Annotated in this window: 16 protein-coding genes; 8 read left to right on the forward strand and 8 right to left on the reverse strand. The window is 71.2% G+C overall.

Annotated elements, in window-relative coordinates; translation table 11 throughout:
- The first annotated feature begins 161 nt into the window (after nucleotides 1-161).
- The 3 genes from ACIQFZ_RS19830 (at nucleotide 162) to pgi (ending at nucleotide 3,633) form a co-directional block, all read left to right on the forward strand.
- The gene (locus tag ACIQFZ_RS19830) at nucleotides 162-497 is read left to right on the forward strand and encodes an RNA polymerase-binding protein RbpA (protein WP_073952427.1); all 336 of its coding nucleotides are present in this window, start codon (nucleotides 162-164) and stop codon (nucleotides 495-497) included.
- A gap of 136 nt (nucleotides 498-633) precedes the next feature.
- Nucleotides 634-1,914 (forward strand): MFS transporter, encoded by a 1,281-nt coding sequence (locus ACIQFZ_RS19835; protein WP_365425918.1) that lies wholly within the window; start codon nucleotides 634-636, stop codon nucleotides 1,912-1,914.
- Nucleotides 1,915-1,980: 66 nt separating this feature from the next.
- Entirely contained in the window at nucleotides 1,981-3,633 is a 1,653-nt protein-coding gene (pgi, locus tag ACIQFZ_RS19840; protein WP_402691792.1) for a glucose-6-phosphate isomerase, read from the forward strand.
- 119 nt (nucleotides 3,634-3,752) lie between these two features.
- On the opposite strand, the gene ACIQFZ_RS19845 is transcribed toward pgi, so the two are convergent.
- From ACIQFZ_RS19845 to ACIQFZ_RS19855, 3 genes are all read right to left on the reverse strand, one after another.
- Nucleotides 3,753-6,035, reverse strand: coding sequence for an FtsX-like permease family protein (locus tag ACIQFZ_RS19845; protein WP_402691793.1), 2,283 nt, complete (start codon nucleotides 6,033-6,035; stop codon nucleotides 3,753-3,755).
- Nucleotides 6,036-6,144: 109 nt separating this feature from the next.
- Nucleotides 6,145-6,900, reverse strand: a complete 756-nt coding sequence (locus ACIQFZ_RS19850; RefSeq protein ID WP_383062754.1) for an ABC transporter ATP-binding protein — start codon at nucleotides 6,898-6,900, stop codon at nucleotides 6,145-6,147.
- Nucleotides 6,897-7,412, reverse strand: coding sequence for a PadR family transcriptional regulator (locus ACIQFZ_RS19855; RefSeq protein ID WP_361411392.1), 516 nt, complete (start codon nucleotides 7,410-7,412; stop codon nucleotides 6,897-6,899). Before ACIQFZ_RS19855 ends, ACIQFZ_RS19850 begins: the two co-directional genes overlap by 4 nt.
- A gap of 160 nt (nucleotides 7,413-7,572) precedes the next feature.
- Between ACIQFZ_RS19855 and ACIQFZ_RS19860 the strand changes: the two genes are divergently transcribed.
- The 5 genes from ACIQFZ_RS19860 to ACIQFZ_RS19880 all read left to right on the forward strand — a co-directional run bounded on the left by ACIQFZ_RS19860 (nucleotide 7,573) and on the right by ACIQFZ_RS19880 (nucleotide 14,272).
- Entirely contained in the window at nucleotides 7,573-8,847 is a 1,275-nt protein-coding gene (locus ACIQFZ_RS19860; protein WP_402691794.1) for an ABC transporter substrate-binding protein, read from the forward strand.
- Nucleotides 8,848-9,051: 204 nt separating this feature from the next.
- Nucleotides 9,052-10,683 carry an alpha-amylase family glycosyl hydrolase gene (locus ACIQFZ_RS19865; RefSeq protein ID WP_383062760.1) on the forward strand — a complete coding sequence of 544 codons (1,632 nt, stop codon included), beginning with the start codon at nucleotides 9,052-9,054 and terminating at the stop codon, nucleotides 10,681-10,683.
- A 38-nt stretch (nucleotides 10,684-10,721) separates the two neighbouring features.
- A complete protein-coding gene (locus ACIQFZ_RS19870; protein ID WP_402691795.1) occupies nucleotides 10,722-12,062 on the forward strand; it encodes an ABC transporter substrate-binding protein in 1,341 nt (446 codons plus the stop codon).
- A gap of 6 nt (nucleotides 12,063-12,068) precedes the next feature.
- Nucleotides 12,069-13,436, forward strand: coding sequence for an ABC transporter permease subunit (locus tag ACIQFZ_RS19875; protein WP_402691796.1), 1,368 nt, complete (start codon nucleotides 12,069-12,071; stop codon nucleotides 13,434-13,436).
- Nucleotides 13,433-14,272, forward strand: coding sequence for a carbohydrate ABC transporter permease (locus tag ACIQFZ_RS19880; protein WP_365437479.1), 840 nt, complete (start codon nucleotides 13,433-13,435; stop codon nucleotides 14,270-14,272). Before ACIQFZ_RS19875 ends, ACIQFZ_RS19880 begins: the two co-directional genes overlap by 4 nt.
- 72 nt (nucleotides 14,273-14,344) lie before the next feature.
- Here ACIQFZ_RS19880 and pgl read toward each other — a convergent pair whose 3' ends face one another.
- Genes pgl through tkt form a run of 5 tightly spaced genes read right to left on the reverse strand, consistent with a single transcriptional unit; the run spans nucleotide 14,345 to nucleotide 20,924 of the window.
- On the reverse strand, nucleotides 14,345-15,085 hold the full coding sequence (gene pgl / locus ACIQFZ_RS19885; protein WP_365777026.1) for a 6-phosphogluconolactonase: 741 nt from the start codon (nucleotides 15,083-15,085) through the stop codon (nucleotides 14,345-14,347).
- A 38-nt stretch (nucleotides 15,086-15,123) separates the two neighbouring features.
- Nucleotides 15,124-16,128 (reverse strand): glucose-6-phosphate dehydrogenase assembly protein OpcA, encoded by a 1,005-nt coding sequence (gene opcA, locus ACIQFZ_RS19890; RefSeq protein ID WP_365777005.1) that lies wholly within the window; start codon nucleotides 16,126-16,128, stop codon nucleotides 15,124-15,126.
- Entirely contained in the window at nucleotides 16,125-17,663 is a 1,539-nt protein-coding gene (gene zwf, locus ACIQFZ_RS19895) for a glucose-6-phosphate dehydrogenase (protein WP_365423525.1), read from the reverse strand. The genes opcA and zwf overlap by 4 nt, the downstream gene beginning before the upstream one ends.
- 5 nt (nucleotides 17,664-17,668) lie before the next feature.
- On the reverse strand, nucleotides 17,669-18,787 hold the full coding sequence (tal, locus tag ACIQFZ_RS19900; RefSeq protein ID WP_365423522.1) for a transaldolase: 1,119 nt from the start codon (nucleotides 18,785-18,787) through the stop codon (nucleotides 17,669-17,671).
- Nucleotides 18,788-18,821: 34 nt separating this feature from the next.
- Nucleotides 18,822-20,924 carry a transketolase gene (gene tkt / locus ACIQFZ_RS19905; protein ID WP_402691797.1) on the reverse strand — a complete coding sequence of 701 codons (2,103 nt, stop codon included), beginning with the start codon at nucleotides 20,922-20,924 and terminating at the stop codon, nucleotides 18,822-18,824.
- Between the last annotated feature and the right edge of the window lie 148 nt (nucleotides 20,925-21,072).

The following is a 21,072-nucleotide window of genomic DNA, read 5'->3' on the forward strand; positions in this document are numbered from 1 at the left end:
CGGTACGCGCTCCTGAGCGCGGCCTATCATGGGGCTTGCGTCTGTGTGGGAGCGGTAACTCCCATCATTGGACGCGCGTTGGGCCTTACGTAGACTGAGGCGCTCGCGGCGGAGCGGAGGCCGACTCGCTTCGCGGCACCATCACGCAGGGAGTTACGACCGTGGCAAGTGGCAACGCGATCCGAGGAAGCCGGGTCGGGGCGGGGCCGATGGGCGAGGCCGAGCGTGGCGAGTCCGCGCCGCGTCTGCGCATCTCCTTCTGGTGCTCCAACGGACACGAGACCCAGCCGAGCTTCGCCAGCGACGCGCAGGTTCCCGACACCTGGGACTGCCCGCGCTGCGGCTTCCCGGCCGGTCAGGACCAGGACAACCCGCCGGCCCCGCCGCGGACCGAGCCCTACAAGACGCACCTGGCCTATGTGCGGGAGCGGCGCAGCGACGCGGACGGCGAGGCGATCCTCGCCGAGGCGCTCGCCAAACTGCGGGGCGAGATCTAGGACTTGAGGTCCGGTCGGCCGCCTTCGGGTGCGGGGCCGGACCTGTTGCGTATCCGGGCGGACCGGCCGCCGCGGACCGATTGTCAGTGGTGCCCTCTACGGTTTGCGCATCGGTGAATCGTGAGGCGGGGGAACCATGACAGGGGTCGAGGCCGGGCGCGAAGCCGCCGACGCGGGTGCGCCGGCGTGGCGCGGTGGATTCGGACAGCTGTGGAGTGCCGCCGTGCTGTCCAGCTTCGGCGACGCGCTGCGTACGGTCGCGCTGCCGCTGCTCGCCCTGTCCCTGACCGACGACCCGCTGCTCATCGCCTCCGTCACGGCCTGCGGCTATCTGCCCTGGATCGTCTTCGGGCTGCTCGGCGGCGCCGTCGCGGACCGTGTGGACCAGCGGCGCGCGATGTGGGCGGCGGACACGGTACGGGGCCTCCTCGTCGGCGGCTTCGCCCTGGCGGTGGCCCTCGGGCACGCCTCGATCGGCCTGCTGATCGCCCTGGCTTTCGCGCTGACCACGCTCCAGACACTCTTCGACAACGCCGCCACGGCCCTGTTGCCCGCCCTGGTGGGGCCCGAGGCGCTCGGCAGCGCCAACGCCCGTCTGATGACCGGGCAGCGCCTCGCGGGCGGGCTGCTGGGCGGCCCGGTCGTACCCCTGCTGTTCGCCGCGGGGGCCGCCGCGCCCTTCGCGGCCGATGCCGCCACCTTCCTGGTGGCCGCCGCTCTCGTGGCCTCCCTGCGGGTCCCGGCGCCCGAGCGGCAGCCGAGACCGGCGGGCAGCACGCTGCGGCGGGAGATAGCCGAGGGGCTGCGCGCCCTCGGGCGGGACAGGGCCCTGCGCGGGCTGTGCGCCGCCACCGCGCTGTGCAACGTCGGGATGGGCGCGCTCATCGCCACCCTGGTGGTCGTCGTGACCGGCTGGCTGGGCGCGGGCACCAAGGGGTACGCGGCGGTGCTGACGGCGTACACGCTCGGCAGCCTGGCCGGGGGAGCGGTCAACCGGCGGATCGTGGCCCGGCTCGGGCGGATGCGGGCCGTGGTGCTGGCCGGCGTGGTGCAGATCGCCGCGCTGGTGGTCCTGGGACTGGTGCCCAGCCTGGCCGCCGCGGTGGCCGCGCTGGCCGTGTTCGGGCTGATGGGCATGGTGTGGAACGTCAACACGACGACATTGATGCAGCAGCGCAGCCCCGCCGGGATGCTGGGCCGGGTCAGCGCGGCCTTCCGCACCCTCGCGGTGGCCGGGGCGCCGCTGGGCGCGGTGCTCGGCGGGGCCGTCGCCGCCGTGTGGGGGCCGAACTGGCCGGCGCTGCTCACGGCCGCGTTCTTCGTCCTTTCCGTGGCCGCGCTGATACCCGCGCGCCGTGCCGACGTACTCGTTGTTACGCCGGACGACGGCGTGACGACGACTCATGTCACCCGCTGATCAACTAGGTTGGACCGGCAGCGGGGCAAGGACGCAGGACAGCTAGGAAAGAAGGCTGAGGTCCGAATGAACGCAGACGCCCGTACCGGGCTCAACCAGAGGCCCGAGTGGACCGCTCTGGCCAGGCACCATGAGGAGCTCGCCGACACCGGTCTGCGGGATCTGTTCGCGGCCCACCCGGAGCGCGGCGAGGCGTACGCCCTCCAGGTCGGTGATCTGTACGTCGACTACTCCAAGCACCTCGTCACCGACGAGACCCTGCGGCTGCTGCGGGAGCTGGCCGCCGCGACGGACGTGTTCGGGCTGCGGGACGCCATGTTCCGCGGTGCGAAGATCAACGTCACCGAGGACCGGGCCGTGTTGCACACGGCGCTGCGCGCGCAGCGGGACGCGGTGGTCGAGGCCGACGGGGAGAACGTCGTGCCGGGGGTGCACGCGGTTCTCGACAAGATGAGCGACTTCGCCCACCGGGTGCGGTCGGGGGAGTGGACGGGGCACACCGGCAAGCGGATCCGCAATGTGGTCAACGTCGGCATCGGCGGCTCCGATCTGGGCCCTGCGATGGCGTACGAGGCGCTGCGGGCCTACACCGACCGCGGGCTGGCGGTGCGGTTCGTGTCGAACGTCGACGGCGCGGATCTGCACGAGGCCGTGCGGGATCTGGACGCGGCGGAGACGCTGTTCGTCATCGCGTCCAAGACGTTCACCACGATCGAGACGATCACCAACGCCACGTCGGCGCGCAACTGGCTGCTGGGGGAGCTGAAGGCCGGCCCGGAGGCGGTCGCCCGGCACTTCGTGGCGCTGTCGACGAACACGGAGAAGGTGTCCGATTTCGGCATCGACGTCGAGAACATGTTCGAGTTCTGGGACTGGGTCGGAGGCCGGTACTCGTACGACTCCGCGATCGGCCTGTCCCTGATGATCGCGATCGGGCCGGACCGGTTCCGGGAGATGCTGGACGGCTTCCGCCTCGTCGACGAGCACTTCAGGACCGCGCCGGCCGAGTCCAACGTGCCGCTGCTGCTAGGGCTGTTGGGGATCTGGTACGGCAACTTCCACGACGCGCAGTCGCATGCGGTGCTGCCGTACTCGCACTATCTGTCGAAGTTCACCGCGTATCTGCAGCAGCTGGACATGGAGTCCAACGGGAAGTCGGTGCAGCGGGACGGGGAGCCCGTGGAGTGGCAGACCGGGCCGGTGGTGTGGGGGACGCCGGGCACGAACGGGCAGCACGCGTACTACCAGTTGATCCACCAGGGCACGAAGCTGATCCCGGCGGACTTCATCGGCTTCGCCGAGCCGGTGGCCGAGCTGAGCGGTGAGCTCCGGGCGCAGCACGATCTGCTGATGGCCAACTTCTTCGCACAGACCCAGGCGCTGGCCTTCGGTAAGACCCCGGAGGAGGTACGGGCGGAGGGGGTGCCGTCGGAGCTGGTGCCGCACAAGACGTTCCGCGGGAACCACCCCACGACCACGATCCTCGCGCGCGAGTTGACTCCGTCGGTGCTGGGGCAGTTGATCGCGCTGTACGAACACAAGGTGTTCGTCCAGGGCGCCGTCTGGAACATCGACTCCTTCGACCAGTGGGGAGTCGAGCTGGGCAAGGTCCTCGCGAAGCGGGTGGAGCCGGCTCTGACGGAGGGCGCGGAAGTGGAGGGTCTGGATCCTTCCACGACGACCTTGGTCGCCAAGTACCGGGCCCTTCGCTCCCGCTGATCCTTTTCCCACCCACCCGTTTCGCTGGAGCGGAGCCCCCGGGACCCCGGGACCCCGGGCTCTGCGGACCCCGGGCCCTCCGGGGCTCCGCCCCAGCCCCCGCCCGGACCCCTGGGTGTTCAGGCCACCGCTGACAACGTGTCTGCCAGGCGGCGGTGGGCGGCTCTGGTGGCGGGGAGGGTGGAGAGGGCCGCGGCGCCCAGAGCCGCCGAGGTGATGAAGAGGAGGAGCAGGAGCGGGGAGGGGGTTCTGGCGATGCCGGCGCCTATGCCGCTGGAGTGGCCCTGGGCGTTGATCAACCAGTTGGACAGGGGGAGCGCCAGGGCGGTGGCGGCGGCCGCGGAGGCCAGGGCCGTGCAACTGGTCGCGGTCACCGTGATCGCGGTGATCTGGCGGGGGGAGAGGCCGATGGCCTTCAGGGCCAGGAGGTCCCGTTCGCCCTCGCGGATCGTGCCGCCGATCGCGGAGAGGAGCTCGATCAGACCGATCAGGGCCAGGACGCAGATCAGGCCCACGATGACCGCGCGCATCGACGACAGGCCGTCGGCCGGGTTGGTCACCGGATGGACGTCCAGGTGGCCGTGGGCGGCGGCGGACAGGGCGGTGGCGACGTGGCGCGGATCCGTGCCCGGATCGAGGCGGAGCTGGTAGAAGGTGGGGCTGAGGTTCGGGTCGTTCTCGTGCAGGGTGTCCAGGGACGTGGAGATGACCCGGCCGGCGTTCTCCGGCTCGATGCTGCGGCCGACGATGTGCAGGATCTGCGGCTGGTCGCCCACCGTCATGCGCACCCAGTCGCCGACCCGGACGTCGAGCAGGTCCAGCAGGCCCTGCCCGGCCACCGCCTCGTCGGGCCCGTCGGCGCGGCGCCCCTCGGCCAGGGCGAACGGGTAGGGAGCCTCGCGGGTGCCCAGGCCCCGCAGGGCGATCGTGGCCGTCTGGCCGGGGACCAGGGCGGCCACCTCCACACCGGGGTAGACGGCGGCGACTCCGGGTTCCCGGTCCAGCAGCTCCCGCGTCCCGCCGTCGTTCAGGGTGCTGTCGGGGCGGACGGTCAGCGCGGCCGGCAACCCCAGCTCCTCCGGCCGGTTGTGGAAGCGGTCGATCGTGGTCCAGGCGCTCATCGCCACCACCATCAGCAGCAGCGGCAGCGCCAGCCGTCCCACCGTGGCGAAGGTGCGCGGGCGGCGGGTGAAGGCCCGGTGCCAGCCCAGGACCAGCGCGGGCGGCAGACGCAGCCCCAGCGCCCTGCGGGCGACCGCGGTCAGCCCGCCGCCCGCCACCGCCGCCGGGTGCGGCACCGGGACCGGCGGCACCCGTCCCGCCCGCCACGCCGCGAGCCCGGTCACCGCGCCGATGAGCAGCACCGCACCCACCGGGACCGCGCCCATCGCCACCGTGTGGCCCGGCAGGCCCTGCCACACCCCGACGGCGTCGCCCAGCCGGCCCGGGATCCGCGCGCCCAGCCCCTCGGTCAGCACCACCGCGGCCACGGCGCCCAGCACGGCGTACGCCACATGCTGGAGCAGGAAGATCCGGACCACCTGGGCGGGCGTGAAGCCGATCGCCTTCAGTACCGAGATGTCCCGCAGATGGCCCCGGATGCGGGTGCCGATCGCGCCGTGCACCGCCAGCCCGGCCGCGATCAGCGCGCCCAGCCCGAACAGGCCCAGCACCTGTCCGAGCAGCCGGTTGTCGCCCTGCGCCTCGGCCCGCGCCTGCTGCCAGGTGGACACCTCGCCGACCACGCCGGCGCCCAGCACGGTGACGGCGCGCTGCACGGTGTAGTCCGTGTCGTCGGGATCGGCCAGCCGCAGCCCGACCACCCGTCCGCCGGGCTCGCGCACCGCGGACGGTTGCGCCCACACCAGTCCGGGCTGCTCGCCGGGGCCGTAGCGGGGCTCGGCGCTGTCGGCGATGCCCACCACGCTCAGCGCGCGCCCGGTGCCGGGCAGGGCGAGCGTGTCCCCGGGCTCGGCCAGCAGCGCCCTGGCCAGGCGGCTCTCCAGGACCACGCCGTCCGGCTCCCCGGCGTCCAGCCAGTGCCCGGCGGTGAGCAGCGGGCGTCCCACGGCGGGCAGCGAGGGCGTGGCGCGCAGTTCCACGGTGGCGCGGGTGCCGCGGGAGACGACCGTGGCGGACTCGACGAGGTAGGCGTCGGTGACCGACTCGACGCCGTCCAGCGCGGCGAGCCGTCCCGTCTCGGCGGACCGCGCCGTGTGGAGCCACACATGGGCCCCGTGGGACTGGGTGAAGACCCGCTGCCAGGGGTTGGTCGCGTAGCCGAACAGCGCGGTGGCCAGCAGCAGCGAGGCGACGATGCCGGCCGTGGCCAGCACGATGAACAGCGCCTCCCCCCGGTGGGTGCGCAGATCGGAGTGCGCCCAGCGCAACGTGGCTCGCACCGGCCTCAGCCCCTCGGCCCGGAACGCGGGCCCGAGCACGCCGGGCGGCCGTACCCCGAGTACGTCAGGTGGGCGCACCCGAGGCACATCCAGTGGTCGTACACCGCACTCAGTCCCTCAGTTCCAGCACGCCCGAGATCCCCGTGCTCCGCGACGGCGTCGTTCCGTCCAGTTCCGCGTCGTCGGCGATCCGGCCGTCGAAGAAACTGATCACCCGGTCCGCGGCGCTCGCCAGCCGGGCGTCGTGGGTGACCAGCACGATCGTCTGGCCGCGCTGGTGGAAGCGGGACAGCAGCCGCATCACCTCGCGGGTGCCCTTGCTGTCGAGGCTGCCGGCGGGCTCGTCGGCGAGCAGCAGCGGAGGGTGGTTGACCAGCGCGCGGGCCAGCGCGACCCGCTGCTGCTCACCGCCGGACAGCTCGCCCGGCATACTGCGCTCCTTGCCCTCCAGGCCCAGCTCGGCCAGCAGTTCCTCCCGCTCGGCACGCGCCTGCCGCGGCGAGCGGCCGGCGAGCAGGGCGGGCAGTTCGACGTTGTCGGCGACGGACAGGTTGGAGACCAGGTTGAAGAACTGGAACACGATTCCGATGCCGTTGCGGCGTTCCTCGGCCCAGCGGGCCTCGCCGTAGGAGTCGGTGCACCGGCCGTCCAGCCAGATGCTGCCCTCGTCCGGCCGCTGCAGTCCGCCGAGCAGGTGCAGCAGCGTCGACTTGCCGGCCCCGGACGGGCCGGTGACCGCCACGAACTCGCCGCGGGTCACCGACAGATCCACCCCGCGCACGGCCCGGGCGGGCGCCCCCTGACCGTGGTGCGTCTTGACCAGGCCCTCGGCCCGCAGCAGCGCCGGAGCTCGGACGTCGCTCACTCCAGCCCCTCCAGTTCCTCCTGGCACCGCTCCAGCCAGTCCAGGTCGGCCTGAAGGTGCAGCATGGCGCCCTCGATCAGCAGTTGGGCGATTCGGTTGTCCCGGCTCTCGGCGGCGGCCAGCTTCGACAGGTTGCGCATGGTGTTGAGGTACTGGCGCCGCTGCTTGTTGATGAGCGCGATCTGGTCGGCGAGACCGGTCTGCGGGGCCAGGGCGAGCTTCATGAAGAACTCGTCCCGCACCCGCGGTTCGTCCTCGGGCTCCTCGAACCAGGCGCGCAGCGCCCCCCGCCCGGCGTCGGTGAGGTGGTAGATCTTCTTGTTGGGCCGGCTGGACTGCTCGACCTCCTCGCCCTCGATCAGTCCCGACTTCTCGAGGCGGCCGAGGGTCACGTAGATCTGGCCGACGTTCGGCTGAGGGTACGCGGAGCCCAGCAGTTGCTCAAGGTCCTGCTTCAGCTCGTAGCCGTGGGCGGGACCGCGCGCGAGAAGTGCCAGGAGGGGCAGGCGCACGCGTGCTCTCCTCCTAGGTCCTCGTCAGACGCGTCATGCGGGGTGTCTCCGGGTGGACGACGTGAGATTGACGCCAGGCCCTAGTATCGCCCATACCTAACAGGTATACATGGCCTGAGCCGGGCGAAGATGCCCGGCGCCGGTGTGCAAGGAGGAACCTATGCGGTGGATCCACGCCGCCGGTAGGGGCCTCCTCGTCCTGGTCGTGATCATGACCGGCTATATCTCCTCGGGTGCCCGGGCGGCCGAGGGGAGCGGCGAGGGCCGCGGCCCGCTCACCCTGGCCACCGCGGGCGATCTGACCGGCTACCTCGGCCCGCTGCTGGAGGGCTGGAACCGCACCCACCCCACCGAGAGGGTCACCCTCGTCGAGCTGCCCGACGCCGCCGACGAGACCCGGGCGCAGATGGCCACCGACCTGCGCGGCGGCAACCGCAGTCGGTTCGACGTGCTCAACATCGACGTGAACTGGACCTCGGAGTTCGCCGCCGCCGGCTGGATCCGCCCGCTGCCGCGCGAGCGCTTCCCGCTGGGGACCTTCCTGCCCCCGGTGGTCGACACGGCCACCTACGACGGACGGCTGTACGCGGTCCCGTACGTCACCAACGCCGGCCTGCTGCTGTACCGCAAGGACGTCCTGGCCAAGGAGGGTGTCCCACCGCCGCGCACCTGGGCCGAGCTGGAGCACGCCGCCCGGACCATCGCGCCGAAGTACGGACTGGACGGCTACGCGGGCCAGTTCCTGCCGTACGAGGGGCTGACCGTCAACGCGGCCGAAGCCGTGTACTCGGCGGGCGGCACGATCCTCGGCGACGAGGGCGAGCGTGTCACCGTCGACTCGGGCGCGGCCCGCGAGGGCATCGGCTTCCTGGCCCGCGGCTTCGCCGAGGGCTGGATCCCCAAGGAGGCGCTGACGTACAAGGAGGAGGAGTCCAAGCAGGCCTTCCAGGACGGCCGGCTGCTCTTCCTGCGCAACTGGCCCTACGCGTACGCCGTCGCCTCCGCCGAGGGTTCCGAGGTGGCCGGGAAGATCGGCGCCGTACCGCTGCCCGGACCCGACGGGCCGGGGACCAGTGTCCTCGGCGGCTCCAACCTGGCCGTCAACACGCACGCGCGGCACCCGGACTCGGCCGCGCGCCTCATCGCGTACCTCACCAGCGAGCCCGTCCAGCGCCAGGTGCTCACCGAGGGCGCGCTGCCGCCCGTGCGCGCGGCGCTGTACGAAGACCCCGCGCTCGTACGGCGGTTCCCGTACCTGCCGACCCTACGTGCCTCCGTGCTGGCCGCCGCGCCGCGCCCCAAGAGCCCGCACTACGACCAGGTCAGCCTGGTGGTGCAGGCGGTCGTGCACGACACGCTGGCCGGGCGGCAGACCCCCGAGGCGGCCGTGCGGCGCCTCGCGCGCGAGCTCGACGCCATCGCCGGGCGCTCGTAGCGCTCTTACTGCTCACAACGGAAGCCCGGTAGTAGTTACTTGTTAGGTAACGCCGCCATCACATCTGCGGTCATCCCGTCCGGACAAGTCTGGATATGAGCAGTCAACTACCCAGTAGCTTCTGTTTCGTTCGTTGACACCTTCGTGACACCGATACCTAACATGCATGCATAACTGCTGCCTTCACGGGAACAGGTCAATGGATTGAACAGGCATGGTTGGTGGCGCGACGCGGTGATCTACCAGGTGTACGTCCGCAGCTTCCTGGACAGCACCGGCGACGGCATCGGCGATCTCGCCGGGGTCCGGGCCGGGCTGCCGTATCTGAAGAAGCTCGGCGTCGACGGCATCTGGCTGAGTCCCTTCTATCCCTCCCCGCAGCACGACCACGGCTACGACGTGGCCGACTACTGCGGCGTCGATCCGCTCTTCGGTGACCTCGCCGAGTTCGACCTGCTGATGGCGACCGCCCATCGGCTAGGGATCAGGGTGCTCCTCGACATCGTCCCCAACCACTGCTCCAGCGAGCACCCGTGGTTCCGAGAGGCGCTCGCCGCCGGGCCCGGCAGCGAGGCCCGCGCCCGCTTCCACTTCACCGACGGCCGTGGCCCGGACGGCGCCGAGCCGCCCAACAACTGGCACGCCATGTTCGGCGGGCCCGCCTGGACCCGGATCACCGAGCCGGACGGCCGCCCCGGCCAGTGGTACCTGCACATGTTCACGCCCGAGCAGCCCGACTGGAACTGGCGCAACCCCGAGATCCCCGCCGAGTTCGAGCGGGTCCTGCGCTTCTGGCTGGACCGGGGCGTGGACGGCTTCCGCATCGACGTCGCCGCCGGCCTGTTCAAGCACCCCGAACTGCCCGACTCCCCGGACCCGGAGGCCGACGCCCGCACCCGCGACTCGGTCAACCCGCTGGCCTGGAACCAGCCCGAGGTCCACGACGTGTGGCGGAACTGGCGCGCGGTGTGCGAGGAGTACACCGCCCGCGACGGCCGCGAACGCCTGCTGGTCGGCGAGGTGTCCGTGCCCAGCGCCCGCGAGCACGCCAAGTACGTCCGCCCGGACGAACTGCACCAGGCCTTCTTCTTCGACCTGCTCAGCGCCCCCTGGGACCCCGACGCCTTCCGCAAGGTCATCTCCGAGGCCATGCAGGACATCGCCGGCACCGGCTCCACGGTCACCTGGGTCCTCAACAACCACGACCAGGTCCGCACCGTCACCCGCTACGGCGAGGCCGCCACGGAGGGCAGCGGACTCGGCGCCGCCCGCGCCCGCGCCGCCGCGCTGCTGATGCTGGCGCTGCCCGGAGCCGCGTACGTCTACCAGGGCGAGGAACTCGGCCTGCCCGAGGTCGTCGACCTGCCCGACGACGTGCTCACCGACCCGATCTTCCGCCGCACCGGAAGCCGCGCCCGCGTCCGCGACGGCTGCCGGGTGCCGCTGCCCTGGTCGGGGCAGGTCTCCCCGTTCGGCTTCACCTCCGGGACCCAGAGCGCCAAGCCCTGGCTGCCGCAGCCGTCGTACTTCGCCGAGTACGTCACCGAACGCGCCCTCGCCGACACCCGCTCCTTCTGGCACCTGTACCGCGACGGCCTGCAACTGCGTTCCGCCCTGCCCCAGTTGGGCGAGGGATCGCTGCGCTGGCTGGACACCCCGCCGGACGTCCTCGCCTTCGTCCGCGGCGACGGCCTGGTCTGCGCCGTCAACTTCGGTACGTCGCCCACGGCCGCGCCGGTCTCCGGCACCCCGCTGCTGGCCAGCGGCGACTGCCAGCCCGGGGCGCTCGCCGGGTCCACCGCCGCCTGGTGGATCACCGACGGCACCGACCTCTGAACCTCGTCAATTCCCCACCTTCCGAAGGGACATCAATGATGATGCGACGACGTACCACCCTGCTCACCGGCTGCACCGCCCTCGTCCTCGCCCTCGGCGCCACCGCCTGCGGCAGCGACGACCCCGTCTCCGCGGGCGGCGGCGACAAGACGCTCGACGGCCAGACGGTCACCGTGGCCGGCGTCTGGTCCGGCAGCGAGCAGAAGAACTTCCAGAAGGTGCTGGACGCGTTCTCCGCGAAGACCGGCGCCAAGACCCAGTTCATGTCGACCGGCGACAACGTCTCCACCGTCGTCGGCAGCAAGATCGAGGGCGGCAACGCCCCCGACGTCGTGATGGTCCCGCAGGTCGGCGTGCTCCAGCAGTTCGCCAAGAAGGGCTGGCTCGAGCCGCTCTCCGACACCACCCAGAAGTCGGTGGACGCCAACTTCGCACCGGTGTGGAAGAAGTACGGCAGCGTCGACGACACCCTGTACGGCCTGTACTTCAAGGCCGCCCACAAGTCGACCGTCTGGTACAGCCCCGACGCCCTCGACCAGGCCGGCGTCAAGCCGCCGGCGACGTACGACGAGATGCTCAAGGCCGGGCACACCCTCTCCGACTCCGGGCTTGCCGCCTTCGCGGTCGCCGGACAGGACGGCTGGACCCTGACCGACTGGTTCGAGAACATCTACCTCTCCCAGGCCGGTCCCGAGAAGTACGACGCCCTCGCCGCGCACCAGCTGAAGTGGACCGACGACAGCGTGGTCAAGGCGCTCACCACGCTCGGCAAGCTGTTCAAGGACAAGCAGCTGATCGCGGGCGGCCAGAAGGGCGCCCTCAACACCGACTTCCCGGGCTCGGTGGAGAAGGTCTTCGGGCCCAAGCCCGAGGCCGGCATGGTCTACGAGGGCGACTTCGTCGCGGGCGTCGCCCACGACCAGTTCGACCGGATCATCGGCAAGGACGCGGACTTCTTCCCGTTCCCGCCGGTCGACGACGGCAACGCGCCGGTCGTCAGCGGCGGTGACGCGGCCGCCGTCCTCAAGGACGGCAAGAACGCCAAGGCCGGCATGAAGCTCCTCGAGTACCTGGCCACCCCGGAGGCCGCGGCCGTGTGGGCCAAGGCCGGCGGCTTCCTGTCCCCGAACAAGAACCTCGACCTCGCCTCCTACGGCGACGACGTCACCCGCGCCACCGCCAAGTCCCTGGTCGCGGCGGGCGACTCCGACGCGGTCCGCTTCGACATGTCCGACCAGGCCCCGGCGGCCTTCGGCGGCACCAGCGGCGTGGGCGAGTGGAAGCTGCTCCAGGACTTCCTGCGCGACCCGTCCGACCCGAAGGGCACCGCGGCGAAGCTGGAGGCCGCGGCGGCCAAGGCGTACAAGAACCAGGGCTGACGCACCATGACCGCCACCACGTTCGCGAAGGAGAAGGGAGCGGGCCCCCCGTCGCCCGCCGCGCGCGCCGAGCACGTTCGGCGCGCGCGGCGGCGGGGCCGGGTCGTCGCGCTGCTGTTCGTCTTCCCCGCACTGCTGCTGCTCGGCGCGCTCGTCGTCTACCCGGTGCTGTTCTCCGTCGGCCGGAGCCTCTTCGACGCCTCCGGCACCCGGTTCGTCGGCGGGGACAACTACACCGAGATGTTCCGCGACCCGGCGACGCTGAAGGCCGTCCGGAACACCACGATCTGGGTCGTCGTCGCCCCGGCGCTGCTCACCGGGCTCGGACTGATCCTCGCCGTGCTGGTGGAGAAGGTCCGCTGGGCGACGGCGTTCAAGCTGCTGCTGTTCATGCCGATGGCCGTGTCCTTCCTGGCCGCCGGCATCATCTTCCGGCTCGCCTACGACGAGGACCCGGACAAGGGCGTCCTCAACGCCGCCGTGGTCTCCGTGCACGACGCCTTCAAGGGATCCCCGTCCTACCCGAGCGCCCGCGCCCGTGAGGGATTCGGGCTGACCCAGGGCCGGGACGGCTCGTACCTCACCGACGCGAGCCTCTCGCCGGGCGCCACGGTGACCCTGCCGATGGTCGGCGTGCTGCCCAAGGACCTGCCCGGCGACGCCGCGCCCGCCCGCCCGGTGGAGGGCGGGAAGGCCGGGGACGAACTGCGCGGAGTCGTCTACCTGGACTTCGCGCCCGGCGGAGGCGGCACCCAGGGCAAGGTCGACCGCGGCGAGAGCGGCTTGCCCGGCATGAAGGTCGAGGCGGTGCGCGACGGCCGGACGGTCGCGAGCACCACCACGGGCTCCGACGGCTCCTTCCGCTTCTCGGGCCTGACGGCGGGCTCGTACGAGGTGAAGCTGCCGCAGGCCAACTTCGCGCAGCCCTACCAGGGCATCTCCTGGCTCGGCCCGACGCTTGTCACCCCGATGATCATCGGCGCCTACCTGTGGATCTGGACCGGGTTCGCGATGGTGCTGATCGGCGCCGGGCTGTCCGCGCTGCCGCGTGACGCGCTGGAGGCGGCGCGCATCGACGGGGCCAACGAGTGGCAGATCTTCCGCCGGATCACCGTGCCGCTGCTCGCCCCCGTCCTCACCGTCGTCTTCGTCACTCTCGTGATCAACGTGATGAAGGTCTTCGACCTCGTCTACATCATCGCGCCCGGTCCGGTGCAGCAGGACGCCACCGTGCTGGCGACCCAGATGTGGCTGGTGTCCTTCGGCGGTGGCAACAACCAGGGCCTCGGCAGCGCGCTCGGCGTGCTCCTGCTGCTCCTGGTGATCCCGGCGATGGTGTTCAACGTCCGCCGTTTCCGAAGGAGTCAGCGATGAACGCGGTCAGGCGGGGCCTGGGCAACGGGCTGGTCCAGGCCGTCCTCGTGGTGATCGGCCTGATCTGGATGACCCCGCTCGCGGGGCTGTTCGTGTCGTCGCTGCGCTCGGCCCAGGACACCGCGAAGGGCGGCTGGTGGACGGCGCTGGCCAGCCCCGGGCAGTTGTCCTTCGACAACTACTCGGCACTGCTGAAGAACTCGGGCATCACCAAGGCCTTCTGGAACACGGTGCTGATCTCGGTGCCCACGACGGTCCTGGTCGTCGTCATCGCGGCGCTGGCCGGATATGCCTTCGCCTGGCTGGACTTCCCGGCCCGTGAGCCGCTGTTCCTGCTGGTGGTGGCGATGCTGGTGGTGCCGGTGCAGATCGGTCTGCTGCCCGTCGCCAAACTCTTCGGCCAGCTCGGCCTGTTCGGCACGATCCCCGGTGTGGTCCTGTTCCACGTGGCCTACGGACTGCCGTTCGCGGTGTTCCTGCTGCGGAACTACTTCGCCGAGATGCCGAAGGAGATGCTGGAGGCGGCCCGCATGGACGGGGGCAACGAGTGGCGGATCTTCACCCGGCTGGTGCTGCCGGTGGGGCGGCCCGCGATCGCGAGCCTCGCCATCTTCCAGTTCCTGTGGGTGTGGAACGACATGCTGGTGGCGCTGCTGTTCGCCGACACCTCCTCGCAGCCGCTGACGGTGGAACTCCAGTCGCAGATCCGGCAGTTCGGCAGCAACATCGATGTGCTGGCGCCGGGGGCGTTCCTGTCGCTGGTCGTGCCGGTGGTCGTGTTCTTCGCCTTCCAGCGGCACTTCGTGCAGGGCGTGATGGCGGGGTCGGTGAAGTGACGGCGACCCCTGGTCCGGCCTGAAAAGCAAAGTGCGGCGGCGGTGTTCCTCACCGCCGCCGCACCTTTCCGTTTACGCCGAGGCCGGTGGATACAGCGACCGTGGCAGCTGTGAGGCCGCTGCCGTGTCCAGGAGCCACAGGGTGCGGGCGCGGCCCTGGGCGCCGGCCGCCGGAGCCTGGATCTCGCCCGCGCCCGAGAGGGCCATCGCCACCGCGTTGGCCTTGTCCTCGCCGGCCGCCAGCAGCCACACCTCACGGGCCGAGCGGATGGCGGGCAGCGTGAGGGAGATGCGGGTGGGCGGCGGCTTGGGGGAGCCGTGCACACCGATCACCGTACGCTCCGTCTCTCGCACCCCCGGGTGCTCCGGGAAGAGGGACGCGACATGGGTGTCCGGGCCGACGCCCAGCATCAGGACGTCGAACGCCGGGACCGCGCCGTGGTTCTGGGGACCGGCCGCGCGGGCCAGTTCCTCGGCGTAGGCCTCCGCCGCCGCCTCGACGTCCGCGCCGTAGGGACCGTCCGACGCGGGCATGGCGTGCACGCGCTCGGGGTCGAGCGGCACGGAGTCGAGCAGGGCCTCGCGGGCCTGCGTGACATTGCGTTCCGGGTCGCCCTCCGGCAGGAAGCGCTCGTCTCCCCACCACAGGTCGAGCCGACCCCAGTCGATCGCGTCGCGGGCGGGCGCGGCCGCCAGCGCGGCCAGCACCCCGTTGCCGTTGCGGCCGCCGGTGAGGACCACGGACGCCGAGCCCGTCGAGGCCTGCGCGTCCACGATCCGGGTGATCAGCCGGGCCGCGGCGGCCTGCGCCATCAGTTCCTTGTCGTGGTGGACGACCAGTTGCGGAGTGCTCACTCGGCGGCCTCCTCCTGGGGGACGGGCACCGCGACCGGCTCCTTCGCGGACGCCTTGGAATCGTCGGACGCCCTGGCGCCGTCCAGCCGCTCCACGCCGAACCGCAGCGCGGACGCGTACGTGTCGTCCGGGTCCAGCCGCCGCAGTTCCTCCGCGATCAGCTCGGCGGTCTCCCGCCGCTTCAGCGCCACCGCCCGCTCCGGCTGCCCCTGGATGGACAGCGTCGCCAGCCTGCCGTCGGCCCGGTCCAGGGCGATCGGGCCGCAGCTGGTGTCCATGCGGACCGCGGTCAGACCGGGACCCGCGGACCGCGAGCGCTTGACCGGTACGTCCAGCCGGTCCGCGAGCCACATCGCCAGCAGCTCGCAGCTCGGGTTGAACTCCTCGCCCTCCACCTCCACGGCCCTGACCTCGCAGGTGACCTGGTCGAGGGCCGCGGCCAGCATCGAGCGCCACGGCGTGATCCGGGTCCAGGACAGGTCCGTGTCGCCGGGCGTGTACGCCTCGGCCCGCGCGGAGAGCTCCCGCACCGGCTGCTCGGCGGCGTAGGTATCGGTGACCCGGCGCTGCGCCAGGGCGCCCAGCGGGTCCTTGGCCGGTTCGAGCGGGGCGTTCACCGGCCACCAGACGACGACCGGCGCGTCGGGGAGCAGCAGCGGCAGCACCACCGACTGGGCGTGGTCGGCCACCTCGCCGTGCAGGCGCAGCACCACCGTCTCGCCGGTGCCGGCGTCCGCGCCCACCCGCACCTCGGCGTCCAGCCGTGAGGACGTGCGGTCGCGCAGGGTGCGGGCGTGCCGCTTGATGACCACCAGCAGGCGCGAGGGGTGCTCCCGCGAGGCGTCGCCCGCGGCCTTCAGCGCGTCGTAGGCGTTCTCCTCGTCGGTGACGATGACCAGCGTGAGCACCATGCCCACGGCCGGGGTGCCGATCGCCCGCCGGGCCCGCACCAGTGCCTTGTTGATCTTGCTGGCCGTGGTGTCGGTCAGGTCTATCTTCATGGCCGGCGCCAGCTCCGTCCGTCTCGTGCGAGCATCTCGTCCGCCTCGGCGGGCCCCCACGTCCCGGACGGGTACTGCGCGGGCCTGCCGTGCTTGTCCCAGTACGTCTCGATCGGGTCGAGGATCCGCCAGGACAGCTCGACCTCCTCGGTGCGCGGGAAGAGGTTGGAATCGCCGAGCAGCACGTCCAGGATCAGGCGTTCGTACGCCTCCGGGCTGGACTCCGTGAAGGACTCGCCGTAGGCGAAGTCCATCGACACGTCCCGGATCTCCATCGACGTGCCGGGCACCTTGGAGCCGAAGCGGACCGTGACGCCCTCGTCCGGCTGGACGCGGATGACGATGGCGTTCTGCCCGAGTTCCTCGGTGGCCGAGGTGTCGAAGGGGGAGTGCGGCGCCCGCTGGAAGACGACCGCGATCTCGGTGACCCGTCGGCCCAGGCGCTTGCCGGTGCGCAGATAGAAGGGGACACCCGCCCAGCGGCGGTTGTCGATCGCCAGCTTGACGGCCGCGTACGTGTCGGTCTTCGACTTCTTGTCGATGCCCTCTTCCTCGAGGTAGCCGATGACCTTCTCGCCGCCCTGCCAGCCCGCCGCGTACTGCCCGCGCACGGTGGACTTGCCCAGGTCCTTGGGCAGCTTCACCGCGCCGAGCACCTTGGTCTTCTCCGCGGCCAGCGCGTCCGCGTCGAAGGAGGCGGGCTCCTCCATCGCGGTCAGGGCCAGGAGTTGCAGCAGGTGGTTCTGGATGACGTCGCGGGCGGCGCCGATGCCGTCGTAGTAGCCGGCCCGGCCGCCGATGCCGATGTCCTCGGCCATGGTGATCTGCACATGGTCCACGAAGGACCGGTTCCAGATCGGCTCGAACATCGTGTTGGCGAAGCGCAGTGCCAGGATGTTCTGGACGGTCTCCTTGCCCAGGTAGTGGTCGATGCGGAAGACCTGGTCCGGGGCGAAGACCTCGTGCACGATCGAGTTGAGCTCCTCGGCCGACCTCAGGTCGTGGCCGAAGGGCTTCTCGATGACCGCGCGCCGCCACGAGCCGTGGCTCTGGTCGGCGAGCTGGTGCTTCTTCAGCTGCTGGATGACCACCGGGAAGGACTTCGGCGGCACCGACAGGTAGAAGGCGAAGTTGCCGCCCGTGCCCTGTGCCTTGTCCAGCTCCTCGATCGTGCCGCGCAGCCGCTCGAACGCGTCGTCGTCGTCGAAGGTGCCCTGCACGAAGCGCATCCCCTGGATGAGCTGCTGCCAGACCTCCTCCCGGAACGGCGTGCGCGCGTGCTCCTTGACGGCGTCGTGCACGACCTGGGCGAAGTCCTCGTTCTCCCAGTCGCGGCGGGCGAAGCCGACGAGCGAGAAGCCCGGTGGCAGCAGACCCCGGTTGGCGAGGTCGTACACCGCGGGCATGAGCTTCTTGCGCGACAGGTCGCCCGTGACACCGAAGATGACCAGGCCCGACGGCCCCGCGATACGCGGGAGCCGTCGGTCGGCGGGGTCACGGAGCGGGTTCGCTCCGGTGACGGAAAGGGGCGCCAAGGTTCTCAGTCCTCCGCGGGAGCGAGGCGCTCCAACTCCGCCTCGGTGGACTTGAGCAGGTCGTTCCAGGACGACTCGAACTTCTCGACGCCCTCGTCCTCCAGGACCTGGACCACGTCGTCGTACGAGATCCCGATCCCCTCCAGCGCGTCGATGTCCGCGCGGGCCTGCTCGTAGGTGCCGGTGACCGCGTCGCCGCGGATCGCGCCGTGCTCCTCGGTGGCCTCCAGCGTGGCCTCGGGCATGGTGTTCACCGTGTTCGGCGCCACCAGCTCCTCGACGTACATGGTGTCCTTGTACGCCTTGTCCTTCACTCCGGTGGACGCCCACAACGGACGCTGCTTGTTGGCGCCCTGCCGCTCCAGCGCGCTCCACCGGTCGGAGGCGAAGACCTCCTCGTACGCCTCGTAGGCCAGACGCGCGTTGGCCACGCCCGCCTTGCCGCGCAGCGCCTTGGCCTCGGCGGTGCCGAGCTCGTCGATCCGCCGGTCGATCTCGGTGTCCACGCGGGACACGAAGAAGGACGCCACCGAGTGGATCTTCGACAGGTCCAGGCCGCGCTCCCCGGCCTTCTCCAGGCCGCTCAGGTACGCGTCCATCACCGCGCGGTAGCGCTCCAGCGAGAAGATCAGGGTGACGTTGACGCTGATGCCCTTGCCGATGGTCTCGGTGATCGCCGGCAGGCCCGCCCTGGTGGCCGGGATCTTGATGAGCGTGTTGGGCCGGTCGACCAGCCAGGCCAGCTGCCGGGCCTCGGCGACCGTCGCCCTGGTGTTGTGCGCCAGGCGCGGGTCCACCTCGATGGACACCCGGCCGTCCTTGCCGCCGGTGGCGTCGAAGACCGGGCGCATGATGTCGGCGGCGTCCCGGACGTCCGCCGTGGTGATCATGCGGATGGCCTCTTCGACGGTGACCCGGCGGGCGGCCAGGTCGGAGACCTGCTGTTCGTAGCCGTCCCCCTGCGAGATCGCCTTCTGGAAGATCGTCGGGTTGGTGGTGACGCCCACGACGTGCTGCTGGTCGATCAACTCGGCGAGGTTGCCGGACGTGATCCGCTTGCGCGACAGGTCGTCCAGCCAGATCGCGACGCCTTCGTCGGAAAGGCGCTTCAATGCGTCTGTCATGGAAATTACATCTCCTACGGGTCGTATATGAGCGTCAGCGCTGGACGGCGGCGATGGATTCCCGGGCCTTGTCGGCCACGTTCTCCGCGGTGAAGCCGAACTCGCGGAAGAGCACCTTGGCGTCGGCCGAAGCACCGAAGTGCTCGAGGGAAACGATGCGGCCGGCGTCTCCCACGTACTTGTGCCAGGTCAGACCGATACCTGCCTCGACCGCGACGCGTGCCCGCACGGCCGGCGGCAGCACGCTGTCCCGGTACCCCTGGTCCTGCTCCTCGAACCACTCCACGGACGGCATGGACACCACCCGGGTGGGGACGCCCTCGGCCTGGAGCCGCTCACGGGCCTCCACGGCCACGTGCACCTCGGAACCGGTGGCGATCAGGACGACCTGCGCCTCGGTGTTCTGCCCGTCGGGCCCCTCGGCCTCGAACATGACGTAACCGCCGCGCGCGGCGTCGTCGTTGGGCTCGTACGTCGGTACGCCCTGGCGGGTCAGCGCCAGACCGTGCGGGGCGCCCTTGCCGAACTCCTTCGTCCAGCGCCGCAGGATCTCGCGCCAGGCGATCGCGGTCTCGTTGGCGTCGGCCGGGCGGACGATGTTCAGGCCCGGGATGGCGCGCAGCGAGGCCAGGTGCTCGACCGGCTGGTGGGTGGGGCCGTCCTCGCCCAGGCCGATGGAGTCGTGCGTCCAGACGTACGTCACCGGCAGGTGCATCAGGGACGACAGGCGCACCGCGTTGCGCATGTAGTCGGAGAAGACCAGGAAGGTGCCGCCGTAGACGCGGGTGTTGCCGTGCAGCGTGATGCCGTTCATCGCCGCGGCCATCGCGTGCTCGCGGATGCCGAAGTGGATGGTGCGCCCGTACGGGTTCGCCTCCGGCAGCGGGTTGCCCTCGGGCAGGAACGACGACGTCTTGTCGATGGTGGTGTTGTTCGAGCCGGCCAGGTCCGCCGAGCCGCCCCACAGCTCCGGGATCACGTCGCCGAGAGCCTGGAGCACCTTGCCGGACGCGGCGCGCGTGGCCAGGCCCTTGCCCGCCTCGAACACCGGGATCTTCTCGTCCCAGCCGGCGGGCAGTTCGCCCGCGGCGATCCGGTCGAACTCGGCGGCCCGCTCGGGGTTGGCCTCGCGCCAGACCTGGAGCGTCTTCTCCCATTCGGCCTTGGCCCGGCGGCCCCGCTCGACGGCGGCGCGGGTGTGGTTCAGGACCTCGTCGGAGACCTCGAAGTGCTGCTCGGGGTCGAAGCCGAGGACGCGCTTGGTGGCCGCGATCTCCTCCTCGCCCAGCGCCGAGCCGTGCGCGGCCTCGGTGTTCTGCGCGTGCGGGGCCGGCCAGGCGATGATCGAGCGCATCGCGATGAAGGACGGCCGGTCGGTGACGGCCTTGGCCGCCTCGACGGCCGCGTGGATCGCCTGCGGGTCGAGGTCGCCGTCCTCCTTGGCCTCCACGCGCTGCACGTGCCAGCCGTAGGCCTCGTACCGCTTGACGGTGTCCTCGGAGACGGCCGTCTCGGTGTCGCCCTCGATCGAGATGTGGTTGTCGTCCCACAGCAGGATCAGGTTGCCGAGCTTCTGGTGGCCGGCCAGCGAGGACGCCTCGGCGGAGATGCCCTCCTGGAGGCAGCCGTCACCGGCGACGCAGAAGACGAAGTGGTCGAACGGCGACTCGCCCGCGGGGGTCTCCGGGTCGAACAGGCCGCGCTCGTAGCGGGCGGCCATCGCCATGCCCACCGCGTTGGCGACACCCTGGCCGAGCGGGCCGGTCGTGGTCTCCACGCCCGCCGTGTGCCCGTACTCCGGGTGGCCGGGCGTCTTCGAGCCCCAGGTGCGGAAGGACTTCAGGTCGTCCAGCTCCAGCCCGAAACCGGCCAGGTACAGCTGGGTGTAGAGGGTCAGGGAGGAGTGGCCGGCGGACAGTACGAAACGGTCGCGCCCCGCCCAGTGCGGATCGGCCGGGTCGTGCCGCATCACCTTCTGGAAGAGGGTGTAGGCGGCGGGAGCCAGACTCATCGCCGTGCCGGGATGGCCGTTGCCGACCTTCTGTACGGCATCGGCGGCCAGGACGCGCGCGGTGTCCACGGCACGCTGGTCCAACTCGGTCCACTCGAGGACTGTGGTGGTCGGCTTGGTGCTCACCCTGGGTCAGGGCTCCTCTCCACATGTCGGATGCCGGCGTACGGGGGGACCGCGCACCGGTTTGCCGGCCTTCTCGGCGACGGCCGGCGTTGTCGAGCCTATCCCGTCAGAACGTGCGTTTTTCCGCGTCGTTCCAGAGTGCCGGGAC

This window comes from Streptomyces sp. NPDC093064 (assembly GCF_044754605.1).
Classification (GTDB): domain Bacteria; phylum Actinomycetota; class Actinomycetes; order Streptomycetales; family Streptomycetaceae; genus Streptomyces.